Below are 17,180 nucleotides of genomic sequence, written 5' to 3'. Positions count from 1 at the left end.
CGGCGCGCATCATAACGTGCTGGCAGACCGGCGGGCAAGCAAACGGAACGTATAGGGCCTGTTTCCATGCCGCCACACGGCAACCCTCCACTCTCGAGACAGCGCATGAGCACAACGTCCTCCACTTCGGGGCACGCGTCCAGGCAACGCACGATGACCGCATCGCCGCCCCGCCCCCGATTCCGCCGCAGCTGGCGTCGCACCCTCCCCCTCGCCGCGGCACTGCTTGGCGTCCTGCCCCTTGCCGCATGCTACACTCCCGGCTGGCAGACGATCCCGGCAAACGCGCCGCAAGCGGAAGTCCAGTCAAAACTCGGCCGGCCGCACGAGACGTACCCGCTCGGCGGCGGCGTCACCCGCTGGCTTTACCCGACCCAGCCGTTCGGCCAGCAGACGATTGCCGCGGACATCGACGCGCAAGGCCGCGTCGTCGGCGTCAAGCAGGTGTTGTCGATGCAGGAATTCGCCAAGGTCGAAGTCGGCAAATGGACGAAGGACGACATCCTTCACCATTTCGGCAAACCCGTGGAAACGTCCTATTTCCCGCTCATGAAGCGGGAGGCGTGGACGTACCGCTTCAAGCAGGATGAAGCCTGGGATTCGATGATGAATTTCTATTTCGATCCGCAAGGCATTGTCCGCATGACACAGATCAGCCCCGATCCGCTCAAGCAAAAGGAGAGTCACGGCCTGTTCTGAGCGGCGACGGGTCCCTGATCCCGCCTTGGCGGCCAAACAAAAGCCCCGCACTGCGGGGCTTTTGCTCGGTGCACATCCGCCCGGCTTCGGCGCGGTGTCTTCGCGCTTACGGCGTCAGTTGCGGGTTCAGCTTCTCGGCCTTCGAGAACAGCTTGTTGAGCGCCGACAGGTACGCCTTGGCCGAGGCCGCGACGATATCCGGATCGGTGCCCACGCCGTTGACGATACGGCCGGCCTTCGACAGCCGCACCGTCACTTCGCCTTGCGACTGCGTGCCTGTCGTAATGGCGTTGACGGAATACAGCAACAACTCTGCGCCGCTGGAGACTTGCGACTCAATGGCGTTGAGCGTGGCGTCAACGGGGCCGTTGCCCTCCGCTTCGCCGACATGCTCCGCGTCCTCGGCCGTGAAGACGACGCGCGCGTGCGGACGCTCGCCGGTTTCCGAGCGCTGCGACAGCGACACGAAGTAGAAATGCTCGCCGCGTTCGGCCTGGGCTTCGTTGGAGACGATCGCCAGAATGTCCTCGTCGAAGATCTCCGCCTTCTGATCCGCCAACTCCTTGAAGCGAGCGAACGCAGCGTTGACGTCGGACTCCGACTCCATCTCGATGCCGAGCTCCTGCAGGCGCTGCTTGAAGGCGTTACGGCCCGACAGCTTGCCCAGCACGATCTTGTTGGCCGTCCAGCCTACGTCTTCCGCACGCATGATTTCGTACGTGTCGCGCGCCTTCAACACCCCGTCCTGGTGAATCCCCGACGCGTGCGCGAAGGCGTTCGCGCCCACCACCGCCTTGTTCGGCTGCACCGTGAAACCGGTGATCTGCGAGACGAGCTTCGACGCCGGCACGATTTGCGTCGTATCGATGCCGAGTTCGAGGCCGAAGTAGTCCTTGCGCGTCTTCAGCGCCATGACGACTTCTTCGAGCGCGGTATTTCCCGCGCGCTCGCCCAGACCGTTGATCGTGCACTCGATCTGGCGCGCACCGCCCAGCTTGACGCCGGCGAGCGAATTGGCGACGGCCATGCCGAGGTCGTTGTGGCAATGCACGGACCAGACCGCCTTGTCCGAATTGGGCACCCGTTCACGCAGCGTACGCACCAGTTGGCCGTAAAGCTCCGGCACCCCGTAGCCGACCGTATCGGCCACGTTGATGGTTGTCGCCCCTTCGCTGATCACGGCTTCCAGCACACGGCACAAGAAGTCCAGGTCCGAGCGGCTGCCGTCTTCCGGCGAAAACTCGATGTTGTCGGTGAACTGGCGAGCGTAGCGCACCGCCAGCCTGGCCTGCTCCAGCACCTGGTCCGGCGTCATGCGCAGCTTCTTTTCCATGTGAAGCGGCGACGTCGCGATGAAGGTGTGAATCCGCGACGAATTGGCGCCCTTCAGCGCTTCGGCGGCGCGCGCGATGTCGCGGTCGTTGGCGCGGGCGAGACTGCACACCGTGCTGTCCTTGACAATGCCGGCGATCGCCCTGATCGATTCGAAATCGCCGTTCGAGCTCGCCGCGAAACCGGCTTCGATCACATCGACGCGCAAACGCTCCAGTTGGCGAGCGATGCGGATCTTTTCGTCGCGCGTCATCGATGCGCCCGGCGACTGTTCGCCGTCGCGCAAGGTCGTGTCGAATATGATCAATTTGTCGGCCATGACTTTCTCCTGTGGGGATTCGGGTTACTTTTCGGGTATTCGCGGGTTGCCGGATGCGGTCGGGACAGCGTGTCAGGACGCGGAACCGAGTGCACTGCCAGCGAGAAAACCGGGGGGTATCAGCGCGCGGGGCGCGATAGCAGACCTAGCTCGCGTAGGTGCGAGCTGGCTAGAAATAGCGATGCGAGGGGAATGCCCATATGGCGGGCGGAACCTGAGTTCATTGCGCCAATATAGACGTAATCGGAAAAATGCGCAACGATCGGCGCATGGACGCCCGGATCACCGCCGCCAGGCAATGACCACGGGCGCAACTCACTTGGGCGGCATCGCACCGGCGCTATCCGCAGCCATCCCCACCCGGCACCAGGCGCGCACGCCGCCGCGTCAGACGGCGGGAATACGCAGGACCTGCCCCGGGTAGATCTTGTCCGGATCGGACAGCATCGGCTTGTTGGCCTCGAAAATGTCCGGGTACTGACTGCCGTTGCCGTAAGCCTTCTCCGCGACCTTCCAGAGGGTATCGCCCGACTCGACCGTGTGGTACTGCGACTCGGCCGACGCGGTACTGACAGACAATTTGTCCTCGACCGCCTCGACACCCTTGACGTTGCCACAACACAGCACGATTTTTTCCTTCGTCTCCTGATCGGGCGCCACGCCGAACACGGTCACGGTCCGGCTGGCACCGTCGAACGTCACGGTGAGCCCCGTGGCGTCGAGATTCATGCTCCTGATGTAGGTTTCGATGGCTTCGGCCGCCGTGCGGTTGGCGGCGTCGACGTCGACGCCTTCCGGCGGGGCCGGATCGGCCTTGGCGTCAGTGGCGAACAGCTTCTCGCCGGCTTCCTTGATGAAATTCAGAATGCCCATGCTTTCTCCTTCATCGTTGTCCAAACAACCGGATGGCGAGACGCCGGCGCACCCACAGGCCTACTCGTCGTCGTCACCGAAGATACGTGAGCGGCGGCCCTTCACGGCGCGGGCAGCCCACAGCACGTAACCCGACACACTATACGCGCAGAACACGCCGAACAATACCAGCGGCGGATCCGACGACACCAGCACGAACCCGACCATGAACAGCAACACCACGCCGAACGACACACGATGCCGGACGTCGAGCGCCTTGCCGCTGTAAAACGGCGCGTTCGACACCATCGACATGCCCGCATAGATCGTGAGACCGAACGCCACCCAGGGCATCCAGAACACATTGACGGGCAGCTTGTTGTCGATCGTCAGCCAGACAAATCCGGCGACCAGGGCCGCTGCCGCCGGACTCGCCAGTCCCTGGAAGAAGCGCTTGTCGACGACCGCGATGTTCGTATTGAAGCGCGCAAGGCGCAGCGCCGCGCCGGCGACGTATACGAACGCCGCCAGCCAGCCCCACTTGCCGATATCGCGCAAGATCCACTCGTACATGACGAGCGCGGGGGCCACGCCGAACGACGTCATGTCGGACAGGCTGTCGTACTGCTCGCCGAACGCGCTTTGCGTGTTCGTCATGCGGGCGACGCGGCCGTCCATGCCGTCAAGCACCATGGCGACGAAAATGGCGATCGCCGCGTACTCGAAGCGGTTGTTCATCGCCTGCACGATCGAGAAAAAGCCGCAAAACAGCGCGGCCGTCGTGAAGGCGTTCGGCAGCAGGTAAATGCCGCGCTTGCGCCGGGGCACGGGGACGGCTTCGTCTGCCTCGTGCTCGAATTCTTCACTCATGGGCTGGTCCGTGGTCTGGTCGGAACGCGCGTCCGATGTCTTGTCGATCCGCCCTGCCGGCCAATGCGTGAACAAGTCGTGCAGCCGGCGCCGATGATTTTCCGGCATCATGGACTCCTTGCGATGCTTGAGCGCTCAGTCCCCGATTCGGGGCGGAATGTCGTAGGGAACCGCAGGGCGGATTACAGTTCGGCCAGAATGGTGGACGTGGCCGATACCTTGTCGCCGATCGCCACACGCGGACGCGAGCCCAGCGGCAGGTAGACGTCCACGCGCGAGCCGAAGCGGATAAAGCCATAACGCTGGCCACGCGTGAGCGAATCGCCCGCCTTGACGTAGCACAGGATGCGGCGCGCGATCAGGCCTGCGACCTGCACACTGGTCACGATCTGGCCGCCCACGTCGATCACAAGCGCGTTGCGCTCGTTCTCGAGCGATGCCTTGTCGAGATCGGCATTGAAGAAGCGTCCAGGGAAATACTCCACCTTGGTCACCGTGCCGTCAACGGGCGCGCGGTTCGAATGGACGTTGAAAACGTTCATGAACACGCTGATCTTCAGCGCCTCGCGGCCTGCATAGGGATCCTGCGTCGTCTCGATGGCGACGATGCGGCCGTCGGCCGGCGAAAGCACGGCGCCCGCCAGTTGCGGCACGGGGCGCGGCGGATCGCGGAAGAACTGCAGCACGAACAAGGCGATCACCCACAGCGGCGCGGCCCACAGCACGCCCGCAAGGAAATGGACCACCAGCGCAATGGCGACGGCGCCGGCCAGGAACGGCCAGCCTTCTCGGGCAATGATCGGGTGAGGATAATTCATGCGAATGACTCGCGTCCTTTGCGAAAACAGTGAAAATCGGGCCCCGGCAAAACCGGGGCGCAAGGGTCACGCTACCCGGCGGCCATGCCGTCGCAAAAGCGACGCATCCCGCTGGCAAGTGCCCGGCGTGGCGGCATTGTAACAATGCCGCCATGGGAGCGGCATTTTTTTCCCCAAAGCCCCCGCAAAGAAAAAGCCGCCCGACACGCCAGCATCGGCGCCCGGACGGCTTGGAAGCTTGCTGTGCACGGCGATGCTGGCACCGCCGCGCACGGACGCAAACTTAGTTCTTCGACTGGTCGACCAGCTTGTTCTTGGCGATCCACGGCATCATCGCACGCAGCTTGCCACCGACTTGCTCGATCTGGTGTTCCGCGGTGATGCGGCGGCGCGAGATCAGCGTCGGTGCGCCGGCCTTGTTTTCCAGGATAAAGCTCTTGGCGTATTCGCCGGTCTGGATGTCCTTCAGGCACTGACGCATCGCTTCCTTCGTCGCCTCGGTCACGACGCGCGGACCCGTGACGTACTCGCCGTACTCGGCGTTGTTCGAGATCGAGTAGTTCATGTTGGCGATGCCGCCTTCATAGATCAGGTCGACGATCAGCTTGAGCTCGTGCAGGCACTCGAAATAGGCCATTTCCGGCGCGTAACCGGCTTCCACCAGCGTTTCGAAACCGGCCTTGATCAGCTCGACGGTACCGCCGCACAGCACGGCTTGTTCGCCGAACAGGTCGGTTTCCGTTTCTTCACGGAAGTTGGTTTCGATGACGCCGGCACGACCACCGCCGTTGGCTGCCGCGTACGACAACGCGATGTCGCGGGCGGCGCCCGACTTGTCCTGCGCCACGGCGATCAGGTGGGGCACGCCGCCACCTTGCGAGTACGTCGAACGCACGGTGTGACCCGGGGCCTTCGGCGCGATCATGATCACGTCGAGGTCAGCGCGCGGGATCACGCAACCGTAATGCACGTTGAAACCGTGAGCGAAAGCCAGCGCGGCGCCATTCTTGATGTTGGCGTGCACTTCGTTCTTGTAGACGTCGGCGATTTGCTCGTCCGGCAGGAGCATCATGACGATGTCGGCCGACTTCACGGCTTCCGACACTTCCTTGACCGTCAGGCCGGCATTGACAGCCTTGTTCCACGACGCGCCGTCCTTGCGCAGGCCGACGGTGACGTTGACACCGCTGTCCTTCAGGTTGAGGGCGTGGGCATGGCCTTGCGAGCCGTAGCCGATGATGGTGACTTGCTTGCCTTTGATGAGCGAGAGGTCTGCGTCTTTGTCGTAGAAAACTTTCATGGAAATATCCCGAATTGCTAAAAATTTACTGAATCAAAATCGAAAAAGGGGCGTAGTGCCGCAGTGTCCCGCTTTCACTTGCTTTTCAAGCTGTGGTTGATCTCCACCAGATTCTCGTGGATTCTGAAAAGAAGGATCAACAACTCGCTGGAAATCCGCGCACCGACGATGCCGAATACCGCAATACCGATGCCGCGCAGGACTTCACCGTTCACCGCACTCGCAATGCCGGCCGCCAATGCGCCCAGCACCGCCAGCACGAAACCGATGCGCAAGAGGATCGGCGTGATCATCTTGTCGAACATGAACCAGTCCCGCATGGCGACTCTCATTAAGAAGGTCAGACTTTAAGGATGCGCTCGCCACGCCCGATGCCCGAACCGCCGGTACGTACGGTTTCGAGAATCGACGCCTGGTCGAGCCCTTCGATGAACGCGTCGAGCTTCGCCGAATTGCCCGTCAGTTCGATCGTGTAGGTCTTCTCCGTCACGTCGATGATGCGTCCGCGGAAAATATCCGACATCCGCTTCATTTCCTCGCGCTCCTTGCCCACCGCGCGCACCTTGATGAGCATCAACTCACGTTCGATGTGCGCGCCTTCGGTCAGGTCGACCACCTTCACGACTTCAATCAGCCGGTTCAGGTGTTTCGTGATCTGTTCGATCACGTCGTCCGACCCCGTCGTCACCACCGTCATCCGCGACAGCGAACGGTCTTCGGTGGGGGCCACGGTCAAGGTTTCGATATTGTAACCACGCGCCGAGAACAGGCCGACCACGCGCGACAGCGCTCCCGGTTCGTTCTCAAGCAAAACAGAAATAATGTGCCTCATGGTGTATCCCGGATTGTCCTTGTCAATTGACACGGCGCGTCGCGGGCCGGCGTCGCCGGCACCCGCGCGCTGGCCGTGTTACAGATCTTCCGAACCGAGCAGCATCTCGCTGATGCCCTTGCCCGCCTGGACCATCGGCCAGACGTTCTCGGTGGGATCCGTTTGGAAATCCATGAACACCGTGCGGTCCTTCATCTTCAAGGCTTCGCGCAGCGCCGGCTCGACATCCGCCGACTTCTCGATCCGCATGCCCACATGGCCATAAGCCTCGGCCAGCTTCACGAAATCGGGCAGCGCGTCCATGTAGGAACTGGAATAGCGCTTGCTGTATTCGATCTGCTGCCACTGGCGCACCATGCCCAGGTAGCGGTTGTTGAGCGAGAGAATCTTGACCGGCGTCGCGTACTGCAGGCACGTCGACAGCTCCTGAATGCACATCTGGATCGAACCTTCGCCGGTGATGCAGGCGACTTCCGCGTCCGGGTGGGCCATTTTCACGCCCATCGCGGCCGGCAGGCCGAAACCCATCGTGCCCAGGCCGCCGGAATTGATCCAGCGGCGCGGCTTGTCAAACTTGTAGTACTGGGCCGCCCACATCTGGTGCTGGCCGACGTCCGAGCACACGTAGGCCTCGCCATTGGTCAGCTTCCAGTACGTTTCGACCACGTGCTGCGGCTTGATGATCTCGCTATTGCGGTCGAATGCCAGGCAATCACGTGCGCGCCATTCCTCGATCTGCTTCCACCATTCGGCCAGCGCCGCCGTGTCCGGACCGTGCTCGGCCGATTGCAGGTTCTCGATCATTTCGCGCAGGACTTCCTTCACGTCGCCGACGATCGGAATATCGACCTTGACTCGCTTGGAAATCGACGACGGATCGATGTCGATATGAATGATCTTGCGCGGCGATTCCGCGAAGTGGGCCGGATTGCCGATAACGCGATCGTCAAAACGCGCGCCAATGGCGATCAGGACGTCACAGTTCTGCATCGCCATGTTGGCTTCGTACGTGCCATGCATGCCGAGCATGCCCAGGAACTTCTTGTCGCTGGCACGATAGCCGCCGAGGCCCATCAGCGTATTGGTCACCGGATAGCCGAGCAGATCGGCGAACTGGTTCAGTTCCTTCGACGCATCGGCGAGAATGACGCCGCCGCCGGTGTAGATATAGGGGCGTTTGGCTGACAGCAGCAGGCTCATCGCCTTGCGGATCTGGCCCGAATGGCCCTTCGTCACCGGATTGTACGAACGCAGCGACACCGTCTTCGGATATTCGTAACGGGCGCGCGCCTTCGACACGTCTTTGGGGATATCGACCAGCACCGGGCCGGGACGGCCGGTTTTGGCGATGTAGAACGCCTTCTTGATCGTGACGGCGAGATCGCGCACGTCCTTGACCAGGAAGTTATGTTTCACGCAGGGACGCGTGATGCCGACCGTGTCGCATTCCTGGAAGGCGTCCTGGCCGATCGCGGCCGTCGGCACCTGTCCGGTGATAATCACGAGGGGCACCGAATCCATATAGGCGGTGGCGATGCCGGTCACGGCATTGGTCACGCCCGGGCCGGACGTCACGAGGCACACGCCGACCTTGTCGGTGGAACGCGAATATGCGTCGGCCGCATGCACGGCAGCCTGCTCGTGGCGCACCAGGATATGCTGGATGCGGTCCTGCTTGTAGAGTTCGTCGTAGATGTAGAGCACCGAGCCGCCGGGATAGCCCCAGAGATGCTCGACACCCTCGTCCTGAAGCGCGCGCACGAGAATTTCGGCGCCGATCAGTTCATCGGAGGGGGAATGGCGAGAAGCGTCCGCTTCGGAAAATTCCGCGCTTGGCATGTTCATCGTCGACCTTTCAAGTTTTCGGCAAAAAATTTGATCGGGTGCTCTCCCCGCGAGCTTGTGGCCCGGGATCAAGCGGCGCGTCTGAATGATGGGCAATCCGGATAGGCAGTGCCGATATTAAGACAATCACATCATATTGCGAACTTGGGACGATATAGGTTTGCACCGGAATGGTCAAGCCGGTTATCAAGAAATTCATGAATGGCGCCAAGACGCGCCAAATTGGTGCAAAATTGGGACGATTCGACGCCGGGGTGTGGCAAATGAGCAAAAGCCGTTACATGTCGGACGTTTTTTGCTAGCATCCGCACCGCATCTGCGTTTTCTGCAGGCCCTTCATTCGCGCAATCTGGCGGCCCGGCAGTCAAAACGCGGCATTTACGCTTATATATCGCATTTCAGCAATGTGGCTCACAAGCCACGCTTACCCCACCGGATGGCATCTGACAAGGAACTGGCGGACTTTCTCGCGGGCATCGAACGGCGCGCTTTCAAGCAGGCCGTCTATGCCGTCCGCGACGACGAGGCCGCCCTCGATATCGTTCAGGATGCAATGATCCGGCTGGCCGAGAAGTACGGCGACAAGCCGGCGGCCGACCTGCCATTGCTGTTTCAGCGCATTCTCCAGAACACCATACACGATCATTTCCGCCGCCAGAAGGTCCGGAATACGTGGGTGACGCTGTTTTCCAATCTCGGCGGCGGCAGCAGCGACGACGACGATTACGATCCGCTGGAAACCTTGTTGGCCCAGGATGGGTCAGTGCTTTGCGAGAGCAGCGAAGACCAGGTGTCGCGCGCGGAAGTCCTGAACCTGATCGAAGAAGAGATTCATAAGCTACCCGCACGTCAACGGGAAGCCTTCCTCATGCGTTATTGGGAAGATATGGACGTCGCCGAAACCGCGGCTGCCATGGGTTGCTCGGAGGGCAGCGTGAAGACGCACTGCTCGCGAGCCACCCATTCGCTCGCAAACGCGCTCAAGGCAAAAGGGATCAGATTATGAGTCACGATCTGGATACGAGGGAAATCCGATTCGCACACCGTGTGCGGCAAGCACTCGAAGAATCTTCGGGTGAATTGCCGCCGGGCATCGCCGCACGCCTCGCCGAAGCGCGCCGCGTCGCCGTTGCCCACAAGAAGCCCGAACCGCAGACGGCTTTGGCGCCGGCGCTCGCCTATGCAGGCGTGGCCGGGCAAGCTGCCGACCACGCACCGCGCCGTCCGGGCCGGCTGGAAAAGCTCGGCCGCCTGGGCCTGCTTTGGCCGCTGGCCGCGCTGATTGTCGGTCTGGCAGGCATCGCCTATTGGGAACATCAGCAGCATATTGAAGATCTGGCCGACATCGACGCCGCCGTGTTGAGCGACGAACTGCCGCTCTCCGCCTATGCCGACCATGGCTTCAACGCCTACCTGAAACGCGCCCAGTAGCCGCCCCCTGACCACACCTTGCACGTGACCCGACGCAACGCATTCATCCTGCTCGCCGCCTTGATCGCCGCCGCCCTTGCCGGGACGGCGCTGTGGCGCAGCGGTCCGGCGCCTGACCTACCCGGCGATACGCTCGAAGCCGCACCCGCCGCTTCGACACCGCCGGTGGACATGCCATCAGGTGCTTCCGGGGCCGCAGTTGCACCTGGCGCCGCCGGCCCGGCATCGGCGCCCGTGGCCGCCCTGCCGTCGCCGGGCGGCGCGTGGGCCAAGCTGACACCGCGTCAACAGGCCGCGCTGGCGCCGCTCGCACAAAGCTGGAATGCGATGGGCGAGCGTCAACGTGAGAAATGGATCGAGATCGCCAGCCGTTACCACAAGCTGTCGCCGGATGCCCGCAAACGTCTTCATGAACGCATGGCCGACTGGGTGCGCTTGACACCCGAGCAGCGGCAGTTGGCCCGCGAAAGCTACTTGAACGCCAAAACCCTCCCGCCGGGCCGGAAATTCGAGGCGTGGGAGCAATATCAGCAACTTCCGGAAGAGCAAAAGAAAAAGCTCGCCGCCGAAGAGAAGTCGCGCAACCGGCCCAGCGTCGTGAGCGCCCCGCCGAGTGGCAAGACAGGCGTCAAGAATCCGTACGGTGCCGTCCATCGCAAGCAAAATCCCGTGGAGGCACAACGCGCCGACACGAAACCCGGCAGCGCACCGGCCAGCCCGGCGTCCGCCCCGGCACCCGCCGTGGCGCCCGCGCAGGGCGCACCGGGCGCTGCCGCGCCGGGTAGCGCCGCCGGCGCCAGCACCGACGTCAACAGCCCGTCGGTGTTCAATTCCGAGATCTATCACCACAATTGACCGCCGCGCGGTCCATCCGGTCCGGCCTCCGCAAGCGCCAACGCCCCCCCCGCCGCTCCTGTTTTTTCGTCCAACGCCGCTGCCGATGGCTGGCAGGCCCGGCCAAAGTTGCGCATAATGGCGTCCAGCCGGTGACGCCGGCGGTTTCTCGTTCGTCTCCTTTGCCCGTTCGATCGGCGCGACTGTCCGATCGGCTTTTTTGCCGCCGCCGGCTGCTTGCCCGGTGCGGTCCGTGAAACCGATGACCGATTCCGTGACGCCTACCCGCCAGGATGCAGCCACGTCCTGCGCATCCCCCGTCCCCGCAGATGTCGGCGGATCGCGCGCGCCCCAGGCGTGGCCCGCGCCGACGCTGCGCCGACGGGGACTCAGCATGATCTACGAATCGCTGCTCCTGTTCGGCGTACTGTTTCTCGCCGGCTACCTGTTCAGCGCCCTCACGCAGCAACGCAATGCCTTGATGTACCGCCATGCCATGCAGGCGTGGCTTTTCCTGGTGCTGGGCGCATACTTTGTCTGGTTCTGGTGTCATGGCGGACAGACACTCGCGATGAAGACATGGAAGATTCGGCTGGTCGACACGCACGGCCGTGCACCGTCGGCCGGACGCGCCATCGGCCGCTATCTGCTTGCCTGGCTGTGGGTGCTGCCCGCGGCTGCGCTCGACTGGGCATTGGGGTTGACCGGGTGGGCAAGCGTGGCGGTGCTGGTCGGCTGGCTGACCCTGTGGGCCTCCACCATGCGGTTCGACCGCGACCATCAGTTTCTGCACGACCGTCTTGCCGGCACGCGGCTCGTCAGCGTGCTCGGGAAATGACCGGCTGAGCCCCGCCGCCATGGCCCCGCCAGTCCGCATCGTGCATCCGCCTAACGCCGCCGATCCCGTGCGGCCGTCACGCCCGCACCTTGCGTACGCTGCAACACAGGTCGCGTTTTCCGTGGTCGTGGCCGGTGTGACATACAGCCTCTGGCATTACGTTTGGATCAGCCTCCTCTGGGCGCTGCTCTGGTTGCCTCTGGCCCACGCCGCCGGGCTGGCCGCCGGATTCTCGATGGCCGCGAGAAGCGATCCCACACCGGAGCGGCGCGCCGGCGGTTTCGGCATGCAGTTCGGCGTGTGGGCCTATGAATGCTGTGCGTCGATTCTGCTGCTCGACCTTTGCCAGCCGTGGCGAAGTGCCTTCCGGCCGCGCCCTGCGGACGGGCCTGCGCGTCCTGTGGCCGTCCTGTGCCTGCATGGTTATGGCTGCAACCGGGCGTTCTGGCTGCGCTTTCAGGGCCATCTGGCCGAAGCGGGGTACGAAAGCGACGCCATCAACCTGGCACCCTTGCTCGGCGGCATCGACGGTTACGCCGACGAAATCGCGGCTGCCGTCGAGCGGCTAGCCAGCCGCACACGCCGGCCTGTGGTGCTGCTCGGCCACAGCATGGGCGGCATCGCGGCGCGGGCCTGTCTGCGTGCGCACCCCACGCTCCCGGTGCTGCACACCATCACGCTGGGCTCGCCGCACCTGGGTACCCTGCACGCGCGCCTCGGCATCGGCGACAACGTTGCGCAAATGGCTGTTGGCAGCGAATGGCTGGCCGAACTCGGCCGCAGCGAGACTGAAGCTGCGCGCAGCCGGCTCACGTCAATCTATTCGTATCACGACAATGTTGTGTATCCGGCACGCACCTGCGCGCTCGTCGGCGCCCACATGATTCCCCTGTCCGCACTCGGGCACGTGGCGCTGGGCACCCATCCGCGCTCATGCGCCATCGTCCTGCAAACGCTCGAAAGAGTCGGCACGGGCATCGCCCGCGTCGCCTGACGCCTTCCAGCTGTACCGCGGCAGGTCCTGAAGCGCGTCGTCGCGGGCGTGCGACAGTTTCAGACAGTTCCGTGACTGTCATCGTCCTTTCACGCAACCGTGGCGCAATGCTGCCATGTTCAATGCGACGGACGAACCCGCATGACCACGACACCCGCTTTCCCGCGCCCGCTCCCATCGCCCGTTGCCCGTGCCGGCCACGATGTCGAGACGCCCCCGGCACGCGCACAGGCGCCAGGTCTGTCCGCGACATTGCCGCCAGGTTTTTGCGTTCCGCCCGAACCGCCCGCCGACCCGCTCGACGCACCGCCCGACGGCGTCACCCGCTACCGGGCGATCTGGCTGTCCGACATTCACCTCGGCACGCAAGGCTGCCAGGCCGACTATCTGCTCGATTTCCTGCGCCACCACGAGTCGGATTACCTGTACCTGGTCGGGGACATCATCGACGGCTGGCACCTTCGCAAGGGATGGCACTGGCCGCAGGCGCACAACGATGTCGTGCAGAAGATGCTGCGCCGCGCACGCAAAGGCACGCAGGTCGTGTATGTGCCGGGAAACCACGACGAAGCCGCCCGTCAGTTCTGCGGGCTCGCGTTCGGTGACATCGCGGTGCGCGATGAGGCGTTCCACACGACGCTGACCGGCAAGCGGCTGTGGATCACCCACGGCGATCTGTTCGACGGCGTGATCCAGCATGCGCGCTGGCTTGCCTACCTGGGCGATTCGCTCTACACCCTCACCCTGCTGCTCAACCGCTGGTTCAATCGCGTGCGGACCCGCTTCGGCTTTCCGTACTGGTCCCTGTCGCAGTACCTCAAGCATCAGGTCAAGAACGCCGTCAACTTCATTTCGGCATTCGAACATGTGATGGCCGAGGAAGCCCGGCGCCGAGGCTGTGACGGCGTCGTCTGCGGCCACATCCACAAGCCGGAGATCCGCGACATCGACGGACTCCTGTACTGCAACGACGGGGATTGGGTCGAGAGCCTGTCGGCGCTCGTCGAAACGGAAGACGGCGACCTGCGCATCGTGTACTGGACGCAAAAGCGCGCCGCGCAACTCGTCAAGACGCCGGCCACTTCCGCCACCACCGCCACCGCTGCATGACGATTGCCTCGGGCGGCATGCCGGAACGGGACGGCCGCCGTGGCCCGCCGCCCGCCGGTTGCCGCACCCGCTTCCCGAATCCCTGTTTCATCCCTGCTGTTCCCTCTGACATCCGCGCAAGGAGCGCACCATGAAAATCCTGATCGTCACCGATGCCTGGGACCCGCAGATCAACGGCGTGGTCCGCACGCTCAAGAACACGCGCGCCCAGCTCGAAGCGAGCGGCCATCGCGTCGACCTGCTCACGCCGCTTGAATTCCGGACCTTGCCTTGTCCGACCTACCCGGAAATCCGGCTGGCATTCTTCGCGGGCGGCAAGGTCGCGCGCCGCATCGAAACCTTCGCCCCGGACGCGCTGCATATCGCGACCGAGGGCCCGCTCGGCATGGCCGCGCGCCGCTGGGCCATCCGCAACAATTTCCCGTTCACGACGGCCTATCACACACGTTTCCCGGAATACGTGCAGGCCCGCTTCGGTCTGCCGCTGGCCACGACCTATCGCTTTCTGCGCTGGTTCCACAAGCGCTCGAGCGCGGTGATGGCGCCGACCCCGGTCGTCAAGCGCGACCTGGAGGCCAACGGCTTCGGCAACGTCGTGCTCTGGACGCGCGGCGTCGACCTGGACATCTTTCATCCGCAGCCGGCACATGTGTTAAATTCGGCCCATCCGATCTTCCTGTACGTGGGACGCGTTGCGGTGGAGAAAAACATCGAGGCGTTTCTGAAACTCGACCTGCCCGGTTCGAAATGGGTCGCCGGAGAAGGCCCCCTGCTTGCGGAACTGCGGTCGCGCTATCCGGATGTCAATTATCTCGGCATGCTGTCGCAAGCCGAACTTGCCAAGGTGTACGCTTCCGCCGACGTCTTCGTGTTTCCCAGCCGCACAGACACGTTTGGCCTGGTGCTGCTCGAAGCCATGGCATGCGGCCTGCCCGTCGCTGCGTATCCGGTGACCGGTCCGATCGACGTTCTCAACGGTTGCCCCGAAGGCCAAGGTGGCGCACTGCGCGAGGATTTGCGCGATGCCTGCCTCGACGCGCTCAAGGTCTCGCGCGAGAGTGCGCGCGCCTGGGCCGAGCGTTTTTCGTGGCAGGCGGCCTCCGCCGAGTTCGTCGCCCACCTCCACCCGCGTGTACCCGAGCCGTCGCCGCTCGCGCACGCGACCTGAGCCGCTTCGCGGCGAGGACCTTACGTTTTGTTCATTGACCAACCGCCACCGCGTGACGACGAGCCCAATCCCTACAAAGGCAATCGGGGGTTGCTGCGCGCGTGGCGGGCGCTGAAATACTCGCTGTCCGGCTTTCGTTTCGCCATTTTCGAGGAAAGCGCATTCCGGCAGGAGCTGGCGCTGGCGATCGTGCTCGTGCCGGCTGCCGTCCTCTTGCCGGTCAGCGCGGTCGAACGCGTGCTGCTGATCGGCTCGGTGCTGCTCGTGCTGATTGTCGAGCTGATCAACTCGAGCATCGAGGCCGCCATCGATCGCATCTCCCTTGAGCATCATCAACTGTCCAAGCGGGCCAAGGACTTCGGCAGCGCCGCCGTCCTCGTCGCCCTTGCGCTCTGTCTGCTCACCTGGGGCTCGCTCGCCGGCCCCGTCATTGTCGGACTGGTCCGCGCCTTCCTGTGACGACGGCGGAATTGCGCTGACGCGCCGCTTGGCACGGGAAACGCGCCGGGTATAATCGGCGCGATAGACCTATTCCATAAACGCAAGCGGACCAACTCCTCGCCGAGCTTGCCGCCTACCGGGGCCGACAGACATGGAAGCAAAGCCGCCACGCCGCACCCGCGAACGAATTCTCGAGGTTTCGCTTCGACTCTTCAACGAAATCGGCGAACCGAACGTCACGACCACCACGATTGCCGAGGAGATGAAAATCAGCCCGGGTAATCTGTATTACCACTTCCGCAACAAAGACGACATTATCAACAGCATCTTCGCGCAGTTCGAGCAGGAAATCGAACGCCGCCTGCGGCTGCCCGACGATCACAAACCCACGCTCGACGAAGTCTGGACCTATCTCCAGTACATGTCGGAGTTCCTGTGGCGCTTTCGTTTTCTCTACCGCGATCTCAACGACCTGCTGGCACGCAACCGTACGCTGGAAACGCACTTCAAGCAGATCGTCGGGCACAAGAAGCGTTTTGCCCGCGAGATGTGCGACATGCTCGTCGCCGACGGGGAAATGGACATCACTCCCGAGCAGATCGATATCGTCACGACCAACATGGTGGTGCTGTCTACCTACTGGCTTTCCTACCAGTTCGTCATGAATCCCCGCAAGTACAACGATCCCGCCGAAATCGGCGCAGGTCTGCACCAGGCCAGCTATCACATTCTTTCGCAAATGGCGCCGTATCTGAAGGGCCGTTCACGCGAGCTTTATGACAAGCTTGCGCACGAGTCGTCGCAGGGAGCCAGGTAATGCGTTCGCTTTGCGTCTATTGCGGTGCCGCCAGCGGCGTGCGTCCCGCCTATGCCGACGGCGCACGTGTGCTGGGGCAACGCATGGCCGAGCGGGGCATTCGCCTCGTCTACGGCGGCGGCAAGGTCGGCCTGATGGGAGTGATTGCCGATGCCGTGATGGCGCACGGCGGCGAAGCGATCGGCATCATTCCCGAAGCGCTGATGCAGCGGGAAGTCGGTCATCGCGGACTGACCGAACTGCACGTCGTCAGGAACATGCACGAGCGCAAGCAGATGATGGCCGACCTGTCCGAAGGCTTCATCGCCATGCCGGGCGGCATCGGCACCTGCGAGGAACTGTTCGAGGTATTTACGTGGCTGCAGATCGGCTACCACGCCAAGCCGATCGGATTGCTCAACGTCGAGCAGTATTACGATCCGCTGCTCGGTTTCCTGCGCCACATGGTGCAGGAACAATTTCTCAAGGCCCCCCAGGTCGACCAGTTGGTGGTCGAAACCGCACCCGAGGCGATCCTCGATACGTTGGTTCAGCGCCAACCGGCCTTGGTCGACCGCTGGGCCCAGCAGCGCGACCAGATCTGATCCGAGCGGCCCGCGCGGGACCTCCCGGGCGGCGTAGTGAACTCTCGCCGCCCTCACCGATCAGATACTGACGACGGCGCTGAGCGCGCCCGACGC

General features: G+C 63.3%; 18 protein-coding genes and 1 pseudogene. 11 read left to right on the top strand and 8 right to left on the bottom strand.

The genetic code is table 11. The features are described from left to right. Window positions 1-153 precede the first annotated feature (153 nt). Window positions 154-699 (top strand): hypothetical protein, encoded by a 546-nt coding sequence (locus PTE30175_RS16325; protein WP_150698147.1) that lies wholly within the window; start codon window positions 154-156, stop codon window positions 697-699. Window positions 700-805: 106 nt separating this feature from the next. On the opposite strand, the gene PTE30175_RS16320 is transcribed toward PTE30175_RS16325, so the two are convergent. The 8 genes from PTE30175_RS16320 to PTE30175_RS16285 all read right to left on the bottom strand — a co-directional run bounded on the left by PTE30175_RS16320 (window position 806) and on the right by PTE30175_RS16285 (window position 8,867). Continuing rightward, window positions 806-2,350 (bottom strand): 2-isopropylmalate synthase, encoded by a 1,545-nt coding sequence (locus PTE30175_RS16320; protein WP_150698110.1) that lies wholly within the window; start codon window positions 2,348-2,350, stop codon window positions 806-808. Window positions 2,351-2,737: 387 nt separating this feature from the next. Further along, window positions 2,738-3,223, bottom strand: a complete 486-nt coding sequence (lysM, locus tag PTE30175_RS16315) for a peptidoglycan-binding protein LysM (protein WP_150698109.1) — start codon at window positions 3,221-3,223, stop codon at window positions 2,738-2,740. Window positions 3,224-3,283: 60 nt separating this feature from the next. Further along, entirely contained in the window at window positions 3,284-4,180 is an 897-nt protein-coding gene (gene pssA / locus PTE30175_RS16310; RefSeq protein WP_420819650.1) for a CDP-diacylglycerol--serine O-phosphatidyltransferase, read from the bottom strand. A gap of 74 nt (window positions 4,181-4,254) precedes the next feature. Beyond that, window positions 4,255-4,890 (bottom strand): phosphatidylserine decarboxylase, encoded by a 636-nt coding sequence (locus PTE30175_RS16305; protein ID WP_150698107.1) that lies wholly within the window; start codon window positions 4,888-4,890, stop codon window positions 4,255-4,257. 283 nt (window positions 4,891-5,173) lie between these two features. Continuing rightward, window positions 5,174-6,190, bottom strand: a complete 1,017-nt coding sequence (gene ilvC / locus PTE30175_RS16300) for a ketol-acid reductoisomerase (protein ID WP_150698106.1) — start codon at window positions 6,188-6,190, stop codon at window positions 5,174-5,176. Between the two features lie 74 nt (window positions 6,191-6,264). Beyond that, window positions 6,265-6,510 carry a DUF4282 domain-containing protein gene (locus PTE30175_RS16295; protein WP_150698105.1) on the bottom strand — a complete coding sequence of 82 codons (246 nt, stop codon included), beginning with the start codon at window positions 6,508-6,510 and terminating at the stop codon, window positions 6,265-6,267. 20 nt (window positions 6,511-6,530) lie between these two features. Beyond that, a complete protein-coding gene (gene ilvN / locus PTE30175_RS16290; RefSeq protein ID WP_150698104.1) occupies window positions 6,531-7,022 on the bottom strand; it encodes an acetolactate synthase small subunit in 492 nt (163 codons plus the stop codon). A 78-nt stretch (window positions 7,023-7,100) separates the two neighbouring features. Continuing rightward, window positions 7,101-8,867: an acetolactate synthase 3 catalytic subunit gene (locus tag PTE30175_RS16285; protein ID WP_150698103.1), complete on the bottom strand. Its 1,767-nt coding sequence runs from the start codon at window positions 8,865-8,867 to the stop codon at window positions 7,101-7,103. 436 nt (window positions 8,868-9,303) lie between these two features. On the opposite strand from PTE30175_RS16285, the gene PTE30175_RS16280 reads away from it, so the two are divergent. From PTE30175_RS16280 to PTE30175_RS16235, 10 genes and pseudogenes are all read left to right on the top strand, one after another. After that, window positions 9,304-9,873 carry an RNA polymerase sigma factor gene (locus tag PTE30175_RS16280; RefSeq protein ID WP_150698146.1) on the top strand — a complete coding sequence of 190 codons (570 nt, stop codon included), beginning with the start codon at window positions 9,304-9,306 and terminating at the stop codon, window positions 9,871-9,873. Continuing rightward, complete coding sequence (locus tag PTE30175_RS16275) at window positions 9,870-10,298, top strand: DUF3619 family protein (protein ID WP_150698102.1); 429 nt, start codon at window positions 9,870-9,872, stop codon at window positions 10,296-10,298. The genes PTE30175_RS16280 and PTE30175_RS16275 overlap by 4 nt, the downstream gene beginning before the upstream one ends. Before the next feature lie 24 nt (window positions 10,299-10,322). Next, a complete protein-coding gene (locus tag PTE30175_RS16270; protein WP_150698101.1) occupies window positions 10,323-11,153 on the top strand; it encodes a DUF3106 domain-containing protein in 831 nt (276 codons plus the stop codon). Between the two features lie 241 nt (window positions 11,154-11,394). Then, window positions 11,395-11,970 carry an RDD family protein gene (locus tag PTE30175_RS16265; protein WP_150698100.1) on the top strand — a complete coding sequence of 192 codons (576 nt, stop codon included), beginning with the start codon at window positions 11,395-11,397 and terminating at the stop codon, window positions 11,968-11,970. 19 nt (window positions 11,971-11,989) lie between these two features. Next, window positions 11,990-12,964, top strand: a complete 975-nt coding sequence (locus PTE30175_RS16260; RefSeq protein ID WP_150698099.1) for an esterase/lipase family protein — start codon at window positions 11,990-11,992, stop codon at window positions 12,962-12,964. A 141-nt stretch (window positions 12,965-13,105) separates the two neighbouring features. After that, on the top strand, window positions 13,106-14,074 hold the full coding sequence (locus PTE30175_RS16255) for a UDP-2,3-diacylglucosamine diphosphatase (protein ID WP_420819649.1): 969 nt from the start codon (window positions 13,106-13,108) through the stop codon (window positions 14,072-14,074). Window positions 14,075-14,204: 130 nt separating this feature from the next. Then, a complete protein-coding gene (locus PTE30175_RS16250; RefSeq protein ID WP_150698098.1) occupies window positions 14,205-15,242 on the top strand; it encodes a glycosyltransferase family 4 protein in 1,038 nt (345 codons plus the stop codon). Between the two features lie 66 nt (window positions 15,243-15,308). Continuing rightward, window positions 15,309-15,701 (top strand): annotated as a pseudogene (locus PTE30175_RS16245) (diacylglycerol kinase); the annotation flags it as partial. 133 nt (window positions 15,702-15,834) lie between these two features. Further along, window positions 15,835-16,500: a TetR/AcrR family transcriptional regulator gene (locus tag PTE30175_RS16240; RefSeq protein WP_150698096.1), complete on the top strand. Its 666-nt coding sequence runs from the start codon at window positions 15,835-15,837 to the stop codon at window positions 16,498-16,500. Then, a complete protein-coding gene (locus PTE30175_RS16235; RefSeq protein WP_150698095.1) occupies window positions 16,500-17,084 on the top strand; it encodes an LOG family protein in 585 nt (194 codons plus the stop codon). The genes PTE30175_RS16240 and PTE30175_RS16235 overlap by 1 nt, the downstream gene beginning before the upstream one ends. The last annotated feature ends 96 nt before the right edge of the window (window positions 17,085-17,180 follow it).

Origin of the sequence: Pandoraea terrae (assembly GCF_902459695.1) — a bacterium.
Taxonomy (GTDB): domain Bacteria; phylum Pseudomonadota; class Gammaproteobacteria; order Burkholderiales; family Burkholderiaceae; genus Pandoraea; species Pandoraea terrae.
Note: the sequence above shows the minus strand (reverse complement) of the source record. Positions and strands in the feature narration are given on the sequence as shown.

Excerpts from the sequence above, each read along its gene's own strand:
- ilvN (WP_150698104.1), bottom strand. The coding sequence starts at position 7,022 with ATGAGGCACATTATTTCTGTTTTGCTTGAGAACGAACCGGGAGCGCTG.
- PTE30175_RS16285 (WP_150698103.1), bottom strand. The coding sequence starts at position 8,867 with ATGAACATGCCAAGCGCGGAATTTTCCGAAGCGGACGCTTCTCGCCAT.
- PTE30175_RS16235 (WP_150698095.1), top strand. The coding sequence starts at position 16,500 with ATGCGTTCGCTTTGCGTCTATTGCGGTGCCGCCAGCGGCGTGCGTCCC.
- PTE30175_RS16305 (WP_150698107.1), bottom strand. The coding sequence starts at position 4,890 with ATGAATTATCCTCACCCGATCATTGCCCGAGAAGGCTGGCCGTTCCTG.
- PTE30175_RS16240 (WP_150698096.1), top strand. The coding sequence starts at position 15,835 with ATGGAAGCAAAGCCGCCACGCCGCACCCGCGAACGAATTCTCGAGGTT.
- PTE30175_RS16325 (WP_150698147.1), top strand. The coding sequence starts at position 154 with ATGACCGCATCGCCGCCCCGCCCCCGATTCCGCCGCAGCTGGCGTCGC.
- ilvC (WP_150698106.1), bottom strand. The coding sequence starts at position 6,190 with ATGAAAGTTTTCTACGACAAAGACGCAGACCTCTCGCTCATCAAAGGC.
- lysM (WP_150698109.1), bottom strand. The coding sequence starts at position 3,223 with ATGGGCATTCTGAATTTCATCAAGGAAGCCGGCGAGAAGCTGTTCGCC.
- pssA (WP_420819650.1), bottom strand. The coding sequence starts at position 4,180 with ATGCCGGAAAATCATCGGCGCCGGCTGCACGACTTGTTCACGCATTGG.
- PTE30175_RS16320 (WP_150698110.1), bottom strand. The coding sequence starts at position 2,350 with ATGGCCGACAAATTGATCATATTCGACACGACCTTGCGCGACGGCGAA.
- PTE30175_RS16295 (WP_150698105.1), bottom strand. The coding sequence starts at position 6,510 with ATGCGGGACTGGTTCATGTTCGACAAGATGATCACGCCGATCCTCTTG.
- PTE30175_RS16255 (WP_420819649.1), top strand. The coding sequence starts at position 13,106 with ATGACCACGACACCCGCTTTCCCGCGCCCGCTCCCATCGCCCGTTGCC.
- PTE30175_RS16275 (WP_150698102.1), top strand. The coding sequence starts at position 9,870 with ATGAGTCACGATCTGGATACGAGGGAAATCCGATTCGCACACCGTGTG.
- PTE30175_RS16265 (WP_150698100.1), top strand. The coding sequence starts at position 11,395 with ATGACCGATTCCGTGACGCCTACCCGCCAGGATGCAGCCACGTCCTGC.
- PTE30175_RS16250 (WP_150698098.1), top strand. The coding sequence starts at position 14,205 with ATGAAAATCCTGATCGTCACCGATGCCTGGGACCCGCAGATCAACGGC.
- PTE30175_RS16260 (WP_150698099.1), top strand. The coding sequence starts at position 11,990 with ATGGCCCCGCCAGTCCGCATCGTGCATCCGCCTAACGCCGCCGATCCC.
- PTE30175_RS16280 (WP_150698146.1), top strand. The coding sequence starts at position 9,304 with ATGGCATCTGACAAGGAACTGGCGGACTTTCTCGCGGGCATCGAACGG.